Annotated in this window: 16 protein-coding genes and 1 pseudogene; 13 read left to right on the forward strand and 4 right to left on the reverse strand. The window is 59.9% G+C overall.

The features are described from left to right. Positions 1 to 4: 4 nt before the first annotated feature. On the reverse strand, positions 5 to 1,492 hold the full coding sequence (locus tag JIO00_RS22755; RefSeq protein ID WP_010457524.1) for a helicase HerA-like domain-containing protein: 1,488 nt from the start codon (positions 1,490 to 1,492) through the stop codon (positions 5 to 7). 332 nt (positions 1,493 to 1,824) lie between these two features. Here JIO00_RS22755 and JIO00_RS30235 point away from each other — a divergent pair. The 5 genes and pseudogenes from JIO00_RS30235 to JIO00_RS22775 all read left to right on the forward strand — a co-directional run. After that, a pseudogene (locus tag JIO00_RS30235) lies at positions 1,825 to 2,664 on the forward strand (HAMP domain-containing protein); the annotation flags it as partial. A gap of 141 nt (positions 2,665 to 2,805) precedes the next feature. Next, entirely contained in the window at positions 2,806 to 3,570 is a 765-nt protein-coding gene (locus JIO00_RS30240) for a methyl-accepting chemotaxis protein (protein ID WP_427701491.1), read from the forward strand. A 194-nt stretch (positions 3,571 to 3,764) separates the two neighbouring features. Then, positions 3,765 to 4,886, forward strand: a complete 1,122-nt coding sequence (locus JIO00_RS22765; protein WP_010457528.1) for a glycosyltransferase family 4 protein — start codon at positions 3,765 to 3,767, stop codon at positions 4,884 to 4,886. Continuing rightward, the gene (locus JIO00_RS22770) at positions 4,879 to 5,655 is read left to right on the forward strand and encodes a DUF2334 domain-containing protein (RefSeq protein ID WP_172791525.1); all 777 of its coding nucleotides are present in this window, start codon (positions 4,879 to 4,881) and stop codon (positions 5,653 to 5,655) included. The genes JIO00_RS22765 and JIO00_RS22770 overlap by 8 nt, the downstream gene beginning before the upstream one ends. Next, the gene (locus JIO00_RS22775; protein ID WP_200666879.1) at positions 5,652 to 6,647 is read left to right on the forward strand and encodes a lysylphosphatidylglycerol synthase transmembrane domain-containing protein; all 996 of its coding nucleotides are present in this window, start codon (positions 5,652 to 5,654) and stop codon (positions 6,645 to 6,647) included. The genes JIO00_RS22770 and JIO00_RS22775 overlap by 4 nt, the downstream gene beginning before the upstream one ends. Here JIO00_RS22775 and JIO00_RS22780 read toward each other — a convergent pair. Together JIO00_RS22780 and purU are read right to left on the reverse strand one after the other, a co-directional pair. After that, a complete protein-coding gene (locus JIO00_RS22780) occupies positions 6,634 to 6,810 on the reverse strand; it encodes a hypothetical protein (protein ID WP_010457533.1) in 177 nt (58 codons plus the stop codon). The two genes, JIO00_RS22775 and JIO00_RS22780, sit on opposite strands and share 14 nt — an antisense overlap. Positions 6,811 to 6,896: 86 nt before the next feature. Next, a complete protein-coding gene (gene purU / locus JIO00_RS22785) occupies positions 6,897 to 7,745 on the reverse strand; it encodes a formyltetrahydrofolate deformylase (protein ID WP_010457535.1) in 849 nt (282 codons plus the stop codon). A 340-nt stretch (positions 7,746 to 8,085) separates the two neighbouring features. On the opposite strand from purU, the gene mvaT reads away from it, so the two are divergent. Further along, a complete protein-coding gene (gene mvaT, locus JIO00_RS22790) occupies positions 8,086 to 8,463 on the forward strand; it encodes a histone-like nucleoid-structuring protein MvaT (protein WP_007933316.1) in 378 nt (125 codons plus the stop codon). A 99-nt stretch (positions 8,464 to 8,562) separates the two neighbouring features. Here the strand turns inward: mvaT and sbcB are convergent, their stop codons facing one another. Continuing rightward, positions 8,563 to 9,993, reverse strand: coding sequence for an exodeoxyribonuclease I (gene sbcB, locus JIO00_RS22795; protein WP_010457539.1), 1,431 nt, complete (start codon positions 9,991 to 9,993; stop codon positions 8,563 to 8,565). A 182-nt stretch (positions 9,994 to 10,175) separates the two neighbouring features. Between sbcB and JIO00_RS22800 the strand changes: the two genes are divergently transcribed. The 7 genes from JIO00_RS22800 to JIO00_RS22830 all read left to right on the forward strand — a co-directional run bounded on the left by JIO00_RS22800 (position 10,176) and on the right by JIO00_RS22830 (position 17,217). After that, positions 10,176 to 10,901, forward strand: coding sequence for an RDD family protein (locus JIO00_RS22800; RefSeq protein WP_077748715.1), 726 nt, complete (start codon positions 10,176 to 10,178; stop codon positions 10,899 to 10,901). Next, positions 10,898 to 11,875: a stage II sporulation protein M gene (locus JIO00_RS22805; RefSeq protein WP_200666881.1), complete on the forward strand. Its 978-nt coding sequence runs from the start codon at positions 10,898 to 10,900 to the stop codon at positions 11,873 to 11,875. The genes JIO00_RS22800 and JIO00_RS22805 overlap by 4 nt, the downstream gene beginning before the upstream one ends. Beyond that, positions 11,862 to 13,406, forward strand: coding sequence for a DUF4129 domain-containing protein (locus JIO00_RS22810; protein ID WP_200666883.1), 1,545 nt, complete (start codon positions 11,862 to 11,864; stop codon positions 13,404 to 13,406). The genes JIO00_RS22805 and JIO00_RS22810 overlap by 14 nt, the downstream gene beginning before the upstream one ends. Continuing rightward, the gene (locus JIO00_RS22815) at positions 13,403 to 14,566 is read left to right on the forward strand and encodes a DUF4350 domain-containing protein (protein ID WP_102594727.1); all 1,164 of its coding nucleotides are present in this window, start codon (positions 13,403 to 13,405) and stop codon (positions 14,564 to 14,566) included. Before JIO00_RS22810 ends, JIO00_RS22815 begins: the two co-directional genes overlap by 4 nt. Next, on the forward strand, positions 14,563 to 15,564 hold the full coding sequence (locus JIO00_RS22820; RefSeq protein ID WP_010457549.1) for an AAA family ATPase: 1,002 nt from the start codon (positions 14,563 to 14,565) through the stop codon (positions 15,562 to 15,564). The genes JIO00_RS22815 and JIO00_RS22820 overlap by 4 nt, the downstream gene beginning before the upstream one ends. Beyond that, entirely contained in the window at positions 15,561 to 16,892 is a 1,332-nt protein-coding gene (locus tag JIO00_RS22825) for a DUF58 domain-containing protein (protein WP_200666885.1), read from the forward strand. The genes JIO00_RS22820 and JIO00_RS22825 overlap by 4 nt, the downstream gene beginning before the upstream one ends. A 106-nt stretch (positions 16,893 to 16,998) precedes the next feature. After that, positions 16,999 to 17,217 carry a hypothetical protein gene (locus tag JIO00_RS22830; RefSeq protein ID WP_010457552.1) on the forward strand — a complete coding sequence of 73 codons (219 nt, stop codon included), beginning with the start codon at positions 16,999 to 17,001 and terminating at the stop codon, positions 17,215 to 17,217. Positions 17,218 to 17,258: the final 41 nt, after the last annotated feature.

Here is a 17,258-nt window from a genome sequence, read left to right on the forward strand (position 1 = left end):
GTTGTCAGCGGCGTTTACTGCCACCGAGCAGCGAGCCCATCAGTCCGCGTACCAGCTGCCGGCCCAATTGATTGGCCGCCTGGCGCATCGCCGATTTCAGCGCCTGCCCCGCCGCCGTGCCGAGGAATTCCCCGGCCTTGTCGGTGAAACTCGGCTCTTCGGCGGCCGGTTTACCCGGAACGGCCTCAGGCTCCGGCGCCAACCCTTTACGGCCCATCAATATTTCATACGCCGATTCCCGATCAACCGGCTTGTCATACCGCCCCTTGAACGGCGACCCGGCGATCAGCATCGTGCGCTCGGTTTCGGTCAACGGCCCGATCCGCGATTGCGGCGGGGCGACCAAGACACGCTGGACCATCTCCGGCGTGCCCTTGTCCTGCAAGGTGCCGACCAGCGCCTCGCCGATCCCCAGTTCGGTCAACACCGACAGGGCATCAAACGCCGGGTTCGGCCGGAAGCCTTCGGCCACCGCTCGCAGGGATTTCTGCTCCTTGGCAGTGAAGGCGCGCAAACCATGCTGGATGCGCAGGCCAAGCTGAGCCAGCACGTCATCCGGCAAGTCGCCCGGTGATTGCGTGACGAAATACACGCCCACGCCTTTGGAACGAATCAGCCGCACCACCTGCTCCAGGCGATCCTGCAAAGCCTTGGGCGTGTCGGCGAACAATAAATGCGCTTCGTCGAAAAACAGTGCCAGCAGCGGTTTGTCCGAATCGCCACGCTCTGGCAGTTGCTCGAACAACTCGGCCAGCAACCACAGCAGGAATGTCGCATACACCTTCGGCGCTTCGTGGACCAGACGACTGGCATCCAGCAAATGGATGCGCCCACGGCCGTCAGCCGTCGGTTGCAGAATGTCTTCGAGTTGCAGCGCCGGTTCACCGAACAGCGCTTCGGCACCTTGTTGCTCAAGGGTCGCCAGACGCCGCAACAGCGCCTGACTGGAACCGGTGGTCATCAACGCCGCGTCGTCCCCCAGCAACTCAGGGTTGTCACGCAGGTGATTGAGCAGCGCCTTCAGATCCTTGAGGTCCAGCAGCAACAGCCCTTCGCGGTCCGCGACCTTGAACGCCGCATACAGCGCCGACTGCTGGCTGTCGGTCAACTCCAGCAGGCTGCCGATCAGCAACGGCCCCATTTCGCTCAAGGTGGTGCGCAATGGATGACCGGACTCACCGTGAATGTCCCACAGGGTGACCGGGTAAGCCGCAGGCTTGTGGTTGAGCCACGGCATCCCGGCGATCCGCTCGGCGATTTTGCCTTGAGGGTTGCCGGCAGCACCCAGGCCACACAGGTCGCCCTTGATGTCTGCCGCGAACACCGCCACGCCCGCGTCGCTGAAGGCTTCGGCCAGTCGCTGCAACGTGACGGTTTTACCGGTCCCGGTAGCGCCCGCAACCAGGCCGTGACGGTTCGCCAGGCGCATGGCCTGGGAGATAGGCTGGCCGGCAAGGTCAGCGCCGATAACGAGTTGCGATGAGTCAGGCATTTTGTCACCCATGGTTAATCTTTGATCCTGCACGGCCGATACAAATAGTTGTGAGACCAATCCGAAAATAGCGTCGGTAATTCCCTAAGGAGAGGATGGAAATATCAGCTTTTTTTCAACATTGCCCATTTTGCGTGCCTTTATAAAAGCACGCTCAGGACATTAAGACCTTAGCGGAACCCCAAGCCATGAACAAAAACCTGCGTTTCAGCCATAAAATCTTGCTTGCCGCCGCCCTCATCGTCATTGCCGCCTTCGCCTCGTTCACACTGTACAACGACTACCTGCAGCGCAACGCCATTCGCGAAGACCTGGACAATTACCTCAACGAGATGGGAGACGTCACCGCCAGCAACATCCAGACCTGGCTGACTGGCCGTATCCTGCTGATCGACAACCTCGCTCAAAACATAGCCGTCAATCCTGAACAGGCCAACGTCGCCAGTCTGCTTGATCAGAAAGCCCTGACGTCGACTTTCATGGCGTCCTACCTGGGCGACTCCACCGGCAGCTTCACGATTCGTCCCGACGCCAAAATGCCTGCCGGTTTCGATCCGCGGGTACGTCCTTGGTACAAAGGCGCCGAAAGCAGCAGCACGGCCACCCTGACCGAACCTTACATCGATGCGGCCACCGGCCAGACCATCATCTCCATCGCCACCGCCTCGAAAAAGGCCGGGCAAAGCGTGGGTGTGGTGGGCGGCGACTTGAGCCTGCAAACCCTGATCGACACCCTCAGCGCCCGTGATTTCGACGGCATGGGTTACGCCTTCCTGGTCAGCGCCGACGGCAAGATCCTGGTGCACCCGGACAAAGCCCTGGTGATGAAGTCCCTGAGCGAGGCGTACCCGAACAATACCCCGCGCATCAGCAGCGACTTCAGTGAAGTCGAAGTGGACGGCAAGACTCGCATCGTCACCTTCACGGCGATTAAAGGCCTGCCATCGGTCCACTGGTACATCGGCCTGTCGGTCGATAAAGACAAAGCCTTCTCGATGCTCAGCGAATTCCGCGCCTCGGCGGTCGTCGCGACGATCATTGCCGTGGCGATCATCATCGCGTTGCTGGGCATGTTGATCCGCATCCTGATCCAACCGCTGCACGTCATGACCCGCGCCATGGAAGACATCGCCGACGGTGAAGGCGACCTGACCAAACGTCTGACCATCGTCAATAACGACGAATTCGGCGTTCTAGGCACAGCGTTCAACCGTTTTGTCGAACGTATTCACGGTTCGATCCGTGAAGTGTCCTCGGCCACCGGCCAGGTCAACGAAGTCGCGCTACGTGTGGTCGCCGCGTCGAATTCGTCGATGTTCAACTCCGACCAGCAAGCCTCGCGCACCAGCAGCGTGGCCGCCGCGATCAACCAGCTCGGCGCCGCCGCTCAGGAAATCGCCCGCAACGCTGCACAGGCGTCCAGCCAGGCCAGCGATGCCCGCAGCCTCGCCGAAGATGGCCAGCAAGTGGTGGATCGCAGCATCAAAGCGATGAATCAGCTGTCGAGCATGCTCAGCGCTTCGAGCACCAACATCGAATCGCTGAACAGCAAAACCGTGAACATCGGGCAGATTCTCGAAGTGATCACCAGCATCTCCCAGCAAACCAACCTGCTGGCGCTCAACGCTGCCATCGAAGCGGCCCGCGCCGGTGAAGCCGGGCGTGGTTTTGCCGTGGTGGCTGACGAAGTACGCAACCTGGCGCACCGCACACAGGAATCGGCGCAACAGGTGCAGACCATGATCGAAGAGCTGCAAGTCGGCGCCCGTGAATCCGTCAGCACCATGAGCGACAGCCAGCGCCACAGCCAGGACAGCGTGGAAATCGCCAACCTGGCGGGCGAGCGCTTGAACAGCGTGACGTTGCGTATTGGTGAGATTGACGGGATGAACCAGTCGGTGGCGACCGCGACCGAGGAACAGACGGCGGTGGTGGAGTCGATCAACGTCGACATTACCGAGATCAACACGCTGAATCAGGAAGGCGTGGAGAACCTGCAATCGACGTTGCGGGCGTGTTCGGACCTGGAGCAGCAGGCAGCGCGTCTTAAGCAGTTGGTGGGCAGTTTCCGTATTTGATGCGGCATTGAGGTCCTCTTTGCGGGCAAGCCTCGCTCCTACACGGGTTAGCGTTAACGTGTAGGAGCGAGGCTTGCCCGCGAAGACGTTTTGAAATACACCGCAAAAACCTCGCTGATCTGCGCGCCACAAAACCCCGACCGAACATCTATCCTTCATAAAGGTCAACCAAGGGAGAACAACGGACCGGAGGGATGCTCACTGTGCATATCGCGGACATCACCATGTTCTACGCCCCGGCCAGCGGTGGCGTGCGCACGTATCTGGATGCCAAGCACCGTCGCCTGAGCATCAAGCCAGGCATTCGCCACAGTTTGCTGATTCCAGGGGCACACCTGAGTGAGCATGACGGCGTCTACTCAGTTCCAGCCCCGGCCCTACCTTTCGGCAAGGGTTATCGTTTTCCTCTCCGCTTGGCGCCATGGCGAAATGTCCTGCATGATTTGCAGCCTGACCTGATCGAAGTCGGCGACCCTTACCTCACCGCATGGGCAGCTCTGGATGCGCGCCGGCAACTGGATGTGCCGGTGATCGGCTTTTATCACTCGGACCTGCCACTGCTGGTCAGCAATCGAATGGGCAATTGGGTGACCCCGAATGTCGAGGCCTATGTCCGCAAGCTGTATGGCAACTTCGACCGTGTGCTGGCACCGAGTCAGGTCATGGCCGACAAGTTGATCGGTCTTGGCGTGAAGAATGTGTTTGTCCAGCCGTTGGGGGTCGACCTGCAAACGTTCAATCCCCAAGCAAGGGACAGCGGCTTGCGGGCCGAGTTAGGCATTGATGAAAACACCCATCTGCTGATTTTTGCCGGCCGTGGCTCCAAGGAAAAAAACCTGCCGGTCTTGCTCGGTTGCATGAAACGTCTGGGGCCTCGTTATCATTTATTGCTAGTCGGTTCTTCCATGCCCGCTGTGGTGCCGGACAACGTGACTGTCGTCGATGAGTTCTGCCCGGCCACGCAAGTCGCGCGCTTGATGGCCAGCGCTGACGCGTTGCTGCATGCCGGCGATCAGGAAACCTTCGGTTTGGTGATCCTCGAAGCCATGGCCAGCGGTATTCCGGTGGTGGCGGTAGCCGCCGGGGCCTTTCAGGAAATCGTCACCGATCAATGCGGCTTGCTCTGCGCGCCGAACAATCCCCTGGCGATGGCCAATGCTGTTCGCGAGCTGTTCAGCCACGACAGCGCCGCCCTGGGCAAGCGCGCCCGCAGCCATGTCGAACAGCATTACGCCTGGGACACCGTGGTCGACAGCCTGCTGGGGCACTATCACGCAGTGCTCGGCAGCCAATGGCCGCTGACCGCCAATGGTTGAGCCCATGAACCTGCCCAGCCTGGTACTCGTGCTGCATGACGTTGCGCCGCAGACCTGGGCCGATTACCAGCCTTTTGTCGAGGCTGTCGATGCCCTGGGCGAAGTGCCGATGACCTGGCTGGTGGTGCCCAACTTCCACAAGCACAACGACCTGGACGAGCATCCGGGATTTCGCCGATGGCTGACCAGCCGAGTTGCCCGAGGTGACGAACTGGCATTGCACGGCTACTTTCATTGCGACGAAAGCCCTCCTCCCAGCAATCCCAGAGACTGGTTCATGCGCCGGATCTATACCCACGAAGGCGAGTTTTACAGCTTGTCGCAAGCCGCCGCCCTCGCCCGCCTGCGTGCCGGAATCGAAGTGTTCCATCGTTATCACTGGCCACTGGAAGGCTTCGTCGCCCCGGCATGGTTGATGAGCGAAGGCACTCGGCAGGCGTTACGCCAGTTACCGCTGAGCTACACCAGCGATTCACAGCATCTCTATCGGCTGCCGGACTTCAAGGCCATCGATGCGCCGGGACTGGTCTGGAGTGCGCGCAGTGCCTGGCGCCGGGGGCTGTCGAAAATCATCAGCGACCAGCGTGAACAGCGCTGGCGGCACGCGCCGGTGATTCGCCTTGGACTGCACCCGGTGGACATGCGTCATGGATTTTCGCGCAACTATTGGCTGCAAACCCTCAAGCGCTTGCTCGATGAGGGGCGAGTGCCAATGACCAAGGCCCAGTGGCTCTCTTTTCACAGTGATCGTCTCGGTCGCGCCGCATGAGCCGGGGCATTCTGCTGTTTATCGCCCTGCTCGCCGCGGTGCTGATTCCATTGCTGCTGGGCGGCAACGAGACGTGGTCGCGGCTGCAAAATTTCCCCTTGAATGAATTGCTGATCATGTTCGGCATGATCTTGCTGTGCTGGGTGGTGAACACCCTGCGCTTGCGCCTGTTGCTGGGCGATCAGTGCAACAAGGTCGGCCGGGTGAAGAGTCTTGGCGTAGTGATGGCCGCCGAGTTCGCCTACTGCGCCACCCCAGGCGGCAGCGGCGGCCCGCTGACCATCATGGCCCTACTGGCGCGCAATGGCGTGCGCCCGGCACGGGGCAGCGCGGTGTTCGCCATGGACCAACTCAGCGATCTGCTGTTTTTCCTCTGCGCGCTGAGCGGGATTCTGATCTATGCGTTGTTCCAGCACCTCAGCGAACGCCTGGAATGGCTGCTGATCGTCAGCGCCGTCTCCATGTTTGGCGGGCTGCTCAGTTGCGTGGTGGTGGCGCGCTACCATCGACTGCTGATTCGCCTGAGCGGGCGACTGCTCGTTCGCCTCAACGTCAAAGGCAGCACGCGCCTGCGCTGGGCACGCAAGCTCCTGCATTTCCTGGCAGCGTTCACTGACACGCTGAAGTTGCCCGTTCTGACGTTGATCAAGGTGTTTGCCCTGACCTGCGTGCATTGGCTCCTGCGGTATAGCGTGCTGTATCTGGCGTTGCGCGGGCTCGGGGCAGATTTGCAGTGGGCCTGGTGCTTTCTGATCCAGATGCTTTCACTGAGTGCAGGGCAATTCAGCCTGCTGCCGGGCGGTGCGGGTGCGGCGGAGTTGACTTCAGCGGCTCTGTTGGCGCCCATGGTGGGGAAATCCACCGCCGCGGCGGCGATTCTGATCTGGCGGACGGTGACGTATTACTTCTACCTGGTAGTGGGCGGCCCGGTGTTTCTGCTGATGCTGGGGCGGCCGCTGCTGAAGAAACTGATGAAGTTCAAGCAGGCTTAGGCTTGTCTTCGGGTTGCTGCTGCAACTGCTCCCACAACTCGGCCGCACCGGGAAACTCCGTGCCGTCTTCAGGGCTCATCTCATCCGGGTCGTAGCGACTCAAACAGCCCTCCCCCAACGTGGCGGGGGCCTTGGAAGTGGCTTTGTCGAGTGGATCGGCCATGGTCATGTCCTCAGTGCAGAAACGGCGAAGGGCCTGAAGCGATTGAACGCCCAGGCCCTTCGAATTTCAACCGTGATGTGCGGCGATCAGAACACTACGGTCTTGTTGCCATGCACCAGCACCCGGTCTTCCAGGTGATAACGCAGACCACGGGCCAGCACCATTTTCTCGACGTCACGGCCGAAACGCACCATGTCTTCAATGCTGTCGCTGTGGCTGACGCGCACCACGTCCTGCTCGATGATCGGACCGGCATCCAGCTCTTCGGTCACGTAGTGACACGTCGCACCGATCAACTTCACGCCACGCATCGAGGCCTGGTGGTACGGCTTGGCGCCGACGAACGACGGCAGGAAGCTGTGGTGAATGTTGATGACCTTGTGCGCATATTCCCTGCACAACGCGGGCGGCAGGATTTGCATGTAACGGGCAAGTACCACCACTTCGGCATCGTGCTGTTTGACCAGGCGCGAGACTTCGGCGAAGGCCGGCTCTTTGTCCTGTGGATTGACCGGCACGTGGTAATAAGGAATGCCGTGCCACTCGACCATGCTGCGCAAGTCGTCGTGGTTGGAAATCACACAGGAAATTTCGCAATCCAGTTCATCACTGTGCCAGCGGTGCAGCAAGTCGGCCAGACAGTGGGACTCACGGCTGGCCATCAACACAACGCGCTTTTTCTGCGCGGTGTCGGTAATGCGCCAGTTCATCGAGAACTCTTCGGCAATGGGTGCAAACGCTTCGCGAAAGGCCTCAATACCGAAAGGCAGCGAGTCGGCACGTATTTCGTGACGCATGAAGAACCAGCCATTCTGATTGTCCGAGTGATGGCTTGCTTCAGTGATCCAGCCGTTATGTGACGCCAGAAAGTTACTGACTTTAGCAACGATGCCGACGCGGTCCGGGCAAGCAATCACCAGCCGAAAAGTGCGCATGAGGGGGAAACTCCAGAACTTCGCAAAGGCCGCCATTCTAGCGATTGCGCAGCAAAACTGCAGTATCGATGACACATTGACCTGCACGCGGGTCAGTGGAACAGATTCCGGCAGCCCCTCACCACCCGCGCGATGGTGTTCTTGTAGTCAATCTTCAAGCGCTCAATTGTGAATATCTGTGATGACTGCATCACACTTTTAACTCTGCGTTGAATTGGCGTCCTATTCATCGCAACTAATTTAAATAAAAAGCCGGTTAAATGTTTACTTGATGAAACACCCTGACTATTATTGCGGCACTGTCACCCTGCCATCCAGCGCCCAACATAAGGTAGTCCTCATGTCCTTGATCAACGAATATCGCGCCACCGAAGAAGCTATCAAAGAGCTGCAAGCCCGTTTGAAGAACCTGTCCCAAGACGACAAACTGCAAACCGAGCTGGAATTCGAAGGCAAACTGCGCACCCTGATGGGCGAATACTCCAAGTCCCTGCGTGACATCATCGCGTTGCTGGACCCAGAGTCCAAGACCAAAGCACCACGTGGCGGCGCAGTAAAAACTACTGGCACCAAGCGTGCTCGCAAAGTTAAACAATACAAAAACCCGCACAACGGCGAAGTCATCGAAACCAAAGGTGGCAACCACAAGACTCTGAAAGAGTGGAAAGCCAAGTGGGGCGGTGACGTGGTTGAAGGCTGGGCTACCCTGCTGGGCTAAGCCCAATAGGTTGTCAAAGACTTATCCGTGACAAAAAATAACGCCAGCTGATGCTGGCGTTTTTTTATGCCCGGAATACAGCCCGGGCATTTTTCGTTTTCAAAGATTCAAACGTTTGCGTAATTCCTGGACATAATTCTGCCATTCACTCAGTACCTCTCGCTGAAACGTTGTAGCAGTAACGCTCAATTGGGCTGCGGCTTCTACGAAACTTTCAAGCGTATTGGGCGCCCCCCACTCCGGGGTCGACAAACGTTGCTGACAGAATGTTTGCCAGCGCTCTTGCTCCTCGGAATTCAACGTATCGGGGAAGTTGCGTGCGCGATAACGAAACAATAATTCAGGTAAACGTTCGTCATCGAAAGGCCATTGCTGTTGTGATAATTGGGCTGGGTCGGCGGCCCTGACTTGCTCACATAGACGACGATCCCGATCACCGATAAAACCATCGTATAACTGTTGTTCGGGGTCCCGGCTCGGAGTGAAATCTTCGCTGGCATAAATAGCCAACACTTTATCTCGCCAAACTTGTTGTGCGTCACTTAGCCGCAGTACGCGATCCTGATAAAGCGCCATGTCCAGCCCCAGGCGTTGCTGATCGTCAGGACGAAGTACCGACAGCGGCGCCACCACCGGGCACTTGTTGATATGAATGAGCTTGAGCGGCACCGGCAATTCGCCGTCGGCCAGGTCATCACGGCGGGTATACAGGCGCTGACGCAAGGTTTCTGCGTCCAGATCAAGCAACCCCTGGGGATCCAGATGCAGGTCACAGACAATCAGGGCGTTCTTGTTGCGTGGATGCCAGGCCAGTGGCAACACCACACCGACATAACTGCGAGCCGCCGAGAATCGTCCGGAAATGTGCACCATCGGCTGTAACAGCCGAATCTGATCCATCACCTTTTGTTTGCCGCGCAACTGGAACAACCAGTCATACAACTTCGGCTGCTTCTCGCGAATAAGCCGAGCCAGGGCGATGGTGGCGCGAACGTCCGACAGCGCCTCGTGGGCATTGCCGTGGTCAATGCCATTGGCGGCGGTCAGCCGTTCGAGTTTAAGCGTCACCCGCCCTTCATCATCGGTTGGCCAGACAAGGCCATCGGGGCGCAAGGCGTAGGCCGCACGTACCACATCAATCAGGTCCCAGCGGCTGTTGCCGCCCTGCCACTCGCGCGCATACGGGTCGAAAAAGTTTCGGTACAGGCTGTAACGGGTCATCTCGTCATCGAAGCGCAACGTGTTGTAACCCGCGCCGCAGGTCCCCGGTGCCGCCAGTTGAGCGTGCACCCGGGTCATGAAGTCGGCTTCGCTCAAACCGTGTTCGGCCAGCTGGCTGGGCGTAATACCGGTGATCGCGCAGGCTGCTGGATGCGGCAGGATGTCGTCGCTGGGCTGACAGAAGAGGTTGACCGGCTCGTCTATTTCATTGAGATCGAAGTCGGTGCGAATCCCCGCCACCTGGAGGGGGCGGTCGCATCGGGGATTGATGCCGGTGGTTTCGTAGTCGTACCAGAAGATCGAGGTCACGGGCTGTTCCTGAACTGAAGATCGGCAAAGTCTAGGCGTTCACATCCCGCCCCGGCCAGTAACTTGTCATTCAATCACTTCTGGTTTCGCAACGTGCAATACATAGTTATGTCGTTTCCCCCCGAGAGGCTGCTAGCATCGGACGGACATCGAATCCCGAACAGGCCACATCAAGGTTGCCCATGCTCGAGACCACAGCACTGCCAAGGAAAGCGACGCTGCCCCCACCACTGGACACGCGGTATCAAGTCGAAACGCCCGAAGGCATCGACTTGCCACTGCGCCCGGCCGGGTTGATGGTTCGTGCGCTGGCGTTCTCCATCGACCTCGGGTTGCGCGGGCTGATACTCGGCGTGCTGTTTATCGTGTTGGCGTTTCTGGGAAAACTCGGTGCCGGGCTGGGCTCGATCCTGCTGTTCGGGGTCAGCTGGTGGTACATGGTGCTGTTCGAGGTCCTCAATCAGGGCCGTTCGCCGGGCAAACAATGGATGGGGTTGCGCGTGGTACATGACGACGGCACCCCGATCGGATGGTCCGCCTCGCTGTTGCGTAACCTGTTGCGATTCGTCGACCTGTTGCCGTTTGGCTACTTCCTCGGCGCCATCAGTTGCCTGCAACACCCCTCCTTCAAACGCCTCGGTGACCTGGCCGCCGGCACGCTGGTGATCTACCGCGAACAGCCATTGACCCGACCGCAACTGCCCGACGTCCAGCCTCGGCGCCCGGCCTTTGCCCTGACGCTACCCGAGCAACGTGCCGTCCTCGGGTTTGCCGAGCGCCAAGGCGAACTTTCCGAGGCGCGCAGCCATGAACTCGCGTCCATCCTTGCCCAACCCTTGCAGGTTCCCGCGCCACGCGCCGTGACGGAACTTAACGCCATCGCTCGTGGTTTGTTGGGGCCCGCATGAAGCAAAGCCTTTTCGAAAATCGCCACAAGGCCGAATGGGCGAGGTTTTCCCTGGTGCTTGAACAACTGGAGCGCGGCAAGGACGCTTCCGGTATCGCCACTTTCCCGAAAGACTATCGACGGCTCTGCCAACAACTGGCACTGGCTCAGGAACGGGGCTACAGCAGTTTCCTGATCGACTCGTTGCAGCAACAAGTGCTGCGCGGGCATCAACAGCTTTACCGGCATCGCAGTCGACTGGGCACCAACATACTGAGCTTTATCCTTGCCGGCTTCCCGCGGCTGGTGCGCGAACAATGGCGCTTTGTGCTCGCCGCCAGCCTGATGTTTTTTGGCTGTCTGATCGGCTTCGCGCTGCTGGTGTATCTGTTCCCGGACCTGGTCTACAGCCTGATCCCGGCCGAGCAGGTCAGTGAGATGCAAAGCATGTACGACCCGGTCGCCGGCCACTTGGGCCGCTCGGCGGAACGCGCCGCCAGCGAAGACTGGGTGATGTTCGGTTACTACATCATGCACAACATCGGCATCGCCTTTCAGACCTTCGCCAGCGGGTTGCTGTTTGGTCTGGGCAGCGCATTTTTCCTGCTGTTCAATGGCTTGATGATCGGCGCGGTGGCGGGACACTTGACGCACATCGGTTTCGGGCAAACCTTCTGGTCCTTCGTGATTGGTCACGGCGCGTTCGAACTGAGCGCCATCGCCCTGGCCGGTGCCGCCGGCCTGCAACTGGGCTGGGCGTTGATCGCGCCGGGACGCCTGCCCCGCGCCGAAGCGTTGCGACTGGCAGCGCGCAAAAGCGTGTTGCTGATTTGCGGCGTCATGCTGTTTCTGCTGATTGCCGCCTTTATCGAAGCCTACTGGTCGTCGATGACCGCGCCGGCCCCCATGACCAAATACCTGGTCGGCGCGGCGCTCTGGTTGTTGGTGGCGACTTACTTGCTGTTTGCCGGACGGACCCGCCATGCGCCTGAGTGATGCCACGGTCGTCATCCGCCCGCGCAACTCCTGGGAAGCCATGGACCTGGGCGTGCTGCTGAGCCAGCGCCATCGACGGTTGCTGATGACCAGTTGGGCCATCATCACCTTGCCGATCTTCGCGCTGCTCAGCTTTTTCCTGTGGGATTCACCCTCCCTCGCCGTGTTTATCTTTTGGTGGTTGAAACCGGCATTCGAGCGCTTGCCGCTGTATATCCTGTCCAAAGCCATGTTCGGCGAAACGCCCACCTTGAAACAGGCGCTGCGCCAATGGCCGAACCTGCTCAAGCCACAACTGTTGGCCAGCCTGACCTGGCGACGCCTGAGCCTGAGCCGCAGCTTTCTGATGCCGGTGGTGCAACTCGAAGGCCTGGCGGGCGATGAACGACAGCAGCGCTTGCGGGTGTTGCTGCAGCGCAACGCCGGTGCAGCGCAGTGGTTGACGATCATTGGCGTGCACCTGGAAAGTGCGCTGTGGATTGGCCTGATGGTGCTGTTCTATATGTTCCTGCCACAGCAGGTTGAACTCGACTGGAGCTGGCAGACCTTGATCGACGTGGCCAGCCAGGACTGGCGCTGGCTGGAACACCTGACGAATTTCTTTTACGTGCTGGTGCTGATTGTCTGGGAACCGATCTACGTGGCCTGCGGTTTCAGCCTTTATCTGAATCGGCGCACGGTGCTGGAAGCCTGGGACATCGAACTGGTGTTCCGCCGATTGCGCCAACGCCTCAACACCACGGCGGTCACTCTGCTGCTGGCAGCGATAATGCTGGTGCCGACCACGCAAAACGTCTGGGCCGCCGAGCCGGTCATTACCCCGGACAGCCCACGTCTGCTGGACCAACCACTGACCAGCCAGGCCTCTAGGGACACCATCAAAACAATCCTCGATCAGCCCCCGTTCACGAACAAGGAAACGGTGACCCGCTATCGATTTGGCGAAGACAAACCCGACACCAAAACCCCGGACGACGGGAAAACACCCGAATGGCTGAAGGCTTTGGCCAGTCTGCTCGACAGCCAGCGTTTCGGCTTTATTGCCAACCTGATTGAAGTTCTGCTCTGGGCCGCCGTAATGAGCGCCATCGGCGTGTTGATCTGGCGTTACCGCGACTGGTTGCAGGCATTCGTCAGTCGTCGGCGGGTGTTGAACCGACGAGCCGCGCGTCCGTTACCGCAGCAAGCATTCGGCCTGGACCTGAGCCGCGAAACCCTGCCCGCCGACATTGCCGCCAGCGCTGAAAGTCTCTGGCAAACCAACCCGCGCGCGGCCCTCGGGTTGCTCTATCGCGCACTGCTCAGCCATTTGTTGCACGACCACAACATGGCACTGAAACCCGCCGACACCGAAGGCGAGGTGCTACAACGCGTCGAACAACTGCACCAACCGGCCTTGCTCGCTTTCAGCAAAACCTTGACCGGGCACTGGCAAAACATGGCCTACGGGCATCGATTGCCACCCGCGCATTTGCAACAGGAACTGTGTGACGGCTGGCGAACCTTGTTCGGCCCGGGAGCCGTCCGTTGAACCGGCGCTGGTGGCTTTCGGTCGGCGTGTTCATCACTGTACTGGTGGGCGCGCTGAGTGTTTATCTGTACCTGAAAGCCACGCCGTATCAGGCCGAAATCGATCACGGCCCCACGCCCGAAGCCCAGGCCAATCCCTATCTGGCCGCCGAGCATTTCCTGCGCAAACAGGGTCTGACCGTCGGCCATGCCAACAGTCTCGACGTGCTGCCCAGCCTCGACCCGCATCAGCACAGCCTGTTGTTGCTCGGTGATCGCTACAACATGACCCCACGCCAGATTGATCAAGTGATGAACTGGACCCGGGCCGGCGGGCGCCTGTTGTTTGTCGCCCAGTCGCTGTGGGATGAAAAGACCGGCCAGAGCAATGACCTGCTGCTCGATCGCGTGCAGGTGCATCAGTCGCTGAGCAAAGACCTCAAGGAGCCTCCACCGGACATCCTTGACGACCCGTTCCCCAAACTGACCAAGCTGTACCTGGAAGACGAGAACGCGCCGGCCTACGCCAGTTTCGATACGGCGTTCCACCTCGAAGACCCGAATAACCTCGCGCAAGCCTGGGCCAACAGCGGCAAGGCCACGCACATGATGCAGTTGAAACACGGGCTCGGCTCGATCATCGTCGTCACCGACGCCGACCTGTGGAAAACTCCGGCCATTGCCCAATACGACAATGCCTGGCTGCTCTGGTACCTGACCGCCGACACGCGCGTGACCCTGCTGTTCAATACCGACCACGACAGTCTGCTGACCTTGCTGCTGCGCAACTTCCCTCAGGCGTTGGTCGCCCTCATCGCCCTGATCGGTCTTGCGCTCTGGCATGTCGGGGTACGCCAGGGTCCGCTGCTGGCACCGGCGTCTAAAGGTCGCCGGCAACTTCAGGAACACCTGCGCGCCAGCGCCGATTTCATGCTGCGCCGCAGCGGTCAGCACAGCCTGTTGCAAGCCTTGCAGCAAGACATCCTGCGCCGTGTCCGCCACCGACACCCCGGCTTTGAACAACTCGGCGTCGCCGAACAATGGCTGGTGCTCGCGCGCCTGACCGGCCAGCCCACACGCGCCATCAGCCAGGCGATGAGCCCGCGACCGAAACAGCGGCTGTCCAGCGCTGAGTTCAGTCGACAGGTCGCCCACCTGCAAACCTTGAGGAACACGCTATGAGTCAACAGATCGAGCCCGGCAGCGCGACCCACGCCGCCCAGCAACGCCAGCGCGCCAGTCAGTTGGCCCAGGCCGTGCGCAATGAGTTGCAAAAAGCCGTGATCGGACAGAACAGCGTGATTGACGACGTTCTCACTGCACTGATCGCCGGCGGCCACGTGTTGCTCGAAGGAGTGCCGGGGTTGGGCAAAACATTGCTGGTGCGTGCCCTCGCCCGCTGCTTCGGCGGCGAGTTTGCGCGCATCCAGTTCACCCCGGACCTGATGCCCAGCGACGTCACCGGGCACGCGGTCTACGACCTGAACACCGAGCAGTTCAAACTGCGCAAGGGTCCGATATTCACTAACTTGCTGCTGGCTGACGAGATCAACCGTGCGCCGGCGAAAACCCAGGCCGCGTTACTTGAGGCCATGCAGGAACGCCAGGTCACTCTGGAAGGACGCGCCTTGGCCATCGTGCAACCGTTCATGGTGCTCGCCACGCAAAACCCGATCGAACAGGAAGGCACGTATCCACTGCCCGAAGCTGAACTCGACCGCTTCATGCTCAAGGTGCGCATGGATTATCCCGACGCCGATCAAGAGCTGAACATGGTCCGCCAGGTCAGCCGCTCGACCCGCGCCGACATGCTCGACGTGCAACCGCTGCGCACCGTGCTGCAAGCCAAGGACGTGATGGCCTTGCAGCGCATCGCCAGCGACCTGCCGCTGGACGATCAAGTCCTCGATTACGCCGTGCGCCTGGCCCGCACTACTCGCACCTGGCCAGGCCTGACCCTCGGCGCCGGGCCACGCGCGTCCATTGCCCTGGTGCGTTGCGCCCGCGCCCGCGCGCTGCTGCGTGGCGGCGACTTCGTGATCCCGGATGACATCAAGGGTTGCGCCTTGTCAGTGCTGCGCCATCGCGTCCGGATCGCCCCCGAGTTCGACATCGAAGGGCTGGATGTCGATCAGGTGCTCAAGCAGTTGCTCGATCAAGTGCCGGCGCCGCGTCTGTGAAACCGTCGCGCCTGTTGCTGATCTGGCTCGCCATCTTGCTCGCCATCGGCATCGTGCTGGGCATGTTGCGGGCACTGGACATCGACATGCCCTCAACCCTGTTGTCGATCAACTGGGGATTGTTGCTGGCGCTGCTGGCCCTGGCCGTTCTCGACGCCGTTCGCCTCAAGCGTTTGCCCTCGCCACGCCTCCAACGCCAGATGCCCGGCAGCCTTGCACTCGGCCGTTGGAGCGAAGTGCGGCTGGAGGTCGAGCATGACTTTGATCAACCACTGAACATCCAGATCTTCGACCATGTTCCGGAAGGCCTGAGCTTCGAAAACCTCCCGCTGCTGGCAGCACTGCAACCCGGTCAACAGAGCCTTGTGGGCTATCGATTGCGTCCCCTCAAGCGCGGCCACTTCACCTTCGAACACTGCGAAATCAACCTGCCGAGTCCAATGGGCCTGTGGTCCGGCAAACGTCTGCTGAACGTGACCGACAGCACCCGCGTCTACCCCGACTTCGCCCGTCTCTATGGCGGTGAGCTGCTGGCGGTGGACAACTGGCTCAGCCAGCTCGGCGTGCGCCAGCGCCAGCGTCGCGGCCTGGGCCTGGAATTCCATCAACTGCGCGAATTCCGTGAAGGCGACAGCCTGCGCCAGATCGACTGGAAAGCCACCGCCCGCCAACGTACACCGATCGCCCGCGAGTACCAGGACGAGCGCGACCAGCAAATCATCTTCATGCTCGATTGCGGCCGCCGGATGCGCAGCCAGGACGGCGAACTCGCCCATTTCGATCACGCACTCAATGCCTGCCTGTTGCTCAGCTACATCGCCCTGCGCCAGGGTGATGCCGTGGGCCTGAGCACGTTCGCCAGTGATCGCGCGCACTACCTCGCCCCGGTCAAAGGCACGGGGCAGCTCAATGTGTTGCTCAACACCGTCTACGACCTCGACAGCACCCAACGCCCCGCCGACTACCAGGCTGCCGCCACCCAGCTACTGGCCCGCCAGAAACGCCGGGCGCTGGTGGTGCTGGTCACCAACCTGCGTGACGAAGACGACGACGAACTGCTCACCGCCGTCAAACGCCTGAGCAAACTGCATCGGGTGCTGGTGGCGAGTCTGCGCGAAGACTTGCTCGACGATTTGCGGCACGCGCCAGTGCAAACCTTGCCAGAGGCGCTGGCCTATTGCGGGACGGTGGACTACCTGAATGACCGGGCGCAACTCCATGAGCAGTTGAGTGCTCATGGAGTGCCGGTGGTGGATGCCCGGCCCTCAGAGTTGGGGGCCGGGTTGGTGACGCGGTATTTGGGGTGGAAAAAAGAAGGTGCTATGTAATAGCGATAAAAAAGGTGGCGATGTCCGGTCTCAGCAATGCAGCAAAGCTGAAGTTAATAATTTCAATGACAATCCGAAATACCAAATAGCTAGCAAGGAATAAATCATGGACGATAAATATCTATTCGCGTCAGTGCTAATCAAGATCAACCAGAACCAACTAGCGTTGGGTGCGGCTATGGATGAGCTCACTATCTGGGCTGAGAAGCAAGGTGCGAGCGATGTCGCTGGCCACATAAGAGATGCACTAGAAACGCTGGATCAAAATCAAGAGTTTATCTCGTTGGCTCTTCTCTCTGTGTCAACTGACTTCAAAGGAGAATAGGTATCCCCGCTTTATAGTCCCTTTACCCGAAGCGAAGAGTG

The sequence above is a fragment of the Pseudomonas sp. SW-3 genome (genome assembly GCF_016615645.1).
Classification (GTDB): domain Bacteria; phylum Pseudomonadota; class Gammaproteobacteria; order Pseudomonadales; family Pseudomonadaceae; genus Aquipseudomonas; species Aquipseudomonas mandelii.

Excerpts from the sequence above, each read along its gene's own strand:
- JIO00_RS22755 (WP_010457524.1), bottom strand. The coding sequence starts at position 1,492 with ATGCCTGACTCATCGCAACTCGTTATCGGCGCTGACCTTGCCGGCCAG.
- JIO00_RS22800 (WP_077748715.1), top strand. The coding sequence starts at position 10,176 with ATGCTCGAGACCACAGCACTGCCAAGGAAAGCGACGCTGCCCCCACCA.
- JIO00_RS22805 (WP_200666881.1), top strand. The coding sequence starts at position 10,898 with ATGAAGCAAAGCCTTTTCGAAAATCGCCACAAGGCCGAATGGGCGAGG.
- JIO00_RS22765 (WP_010457528.1), top strand. The coding sequence starts at position 3,765 with ATGCTCACTGTGCATATCGCGGACATCACCATGTTCTACGCCCCGGCC.
- purU (WP_010457535.1), bottom strand. The coding sequence starts at position 7,745 with ATGCGCACTTTTCGGCTGGTGATTGCTTGCCCGGACCGCGTCGGCATC.
- JIO00_RS22810 (WP_200666883.1), top strand. The coding sequence starts at position 11,862 with ATGCGCCTGAGTGATGCCACGGTCGTCATCCGCCCGCGCAACTCCTGG.
- JIO00_RS22820 (WP_010457549.1), top strand. The coding sequence starts at position 14,563 with ATGAGTCAACAGATCGAGCCCGGCAGCGCGACCCACGCCGCCCAGCAA.
- JIO00_RS22780 (WP_010457533.1), bottom strand. The coding sequence starts at position 6,810 with ATGGCCGATCCACTCGACAAAGCCACTTCCAAGGCCCCCGCCACGTTG.
- JIO00_RS30240 (WP_427701491.1), top strand. The coding sequence starts at position 2,806 with ATGTTCAACTCCGACCAGCAAGCCTCGCGCACCAGCAGCGTGGCCGCC.
- mvaT (WP_007933316.1), top strand. The coding sequence starts at position 8,086 with ATGTCCTTGATCAACGAATATCGCGCCACCGAAGAAGCTATCAAAGAG.
- JIO00_RS22770 (WP_172791525.1), top strand. The coding sequence starts at position 4,879 with ATGGTTGAGCCCATGAACCTGCCCAGCCTGGTACTCGTGCTGCATGAC.
- JIO00_RS22830 (WP_010457552.1), top strand. The coding sequence starts at position 16,999 with ATGGACGATAAATATCTATTCGCGTCAGTGCTAATCAAGATCAACCAG.
- JIO00_RS22775 (WP_200666879.1), top strand. The coding sequence starts at position 5,652 with ATGAGCCGGGGCATTCTGCTGTTTATCGCCCTGCTCGCCGCGGTGCTG.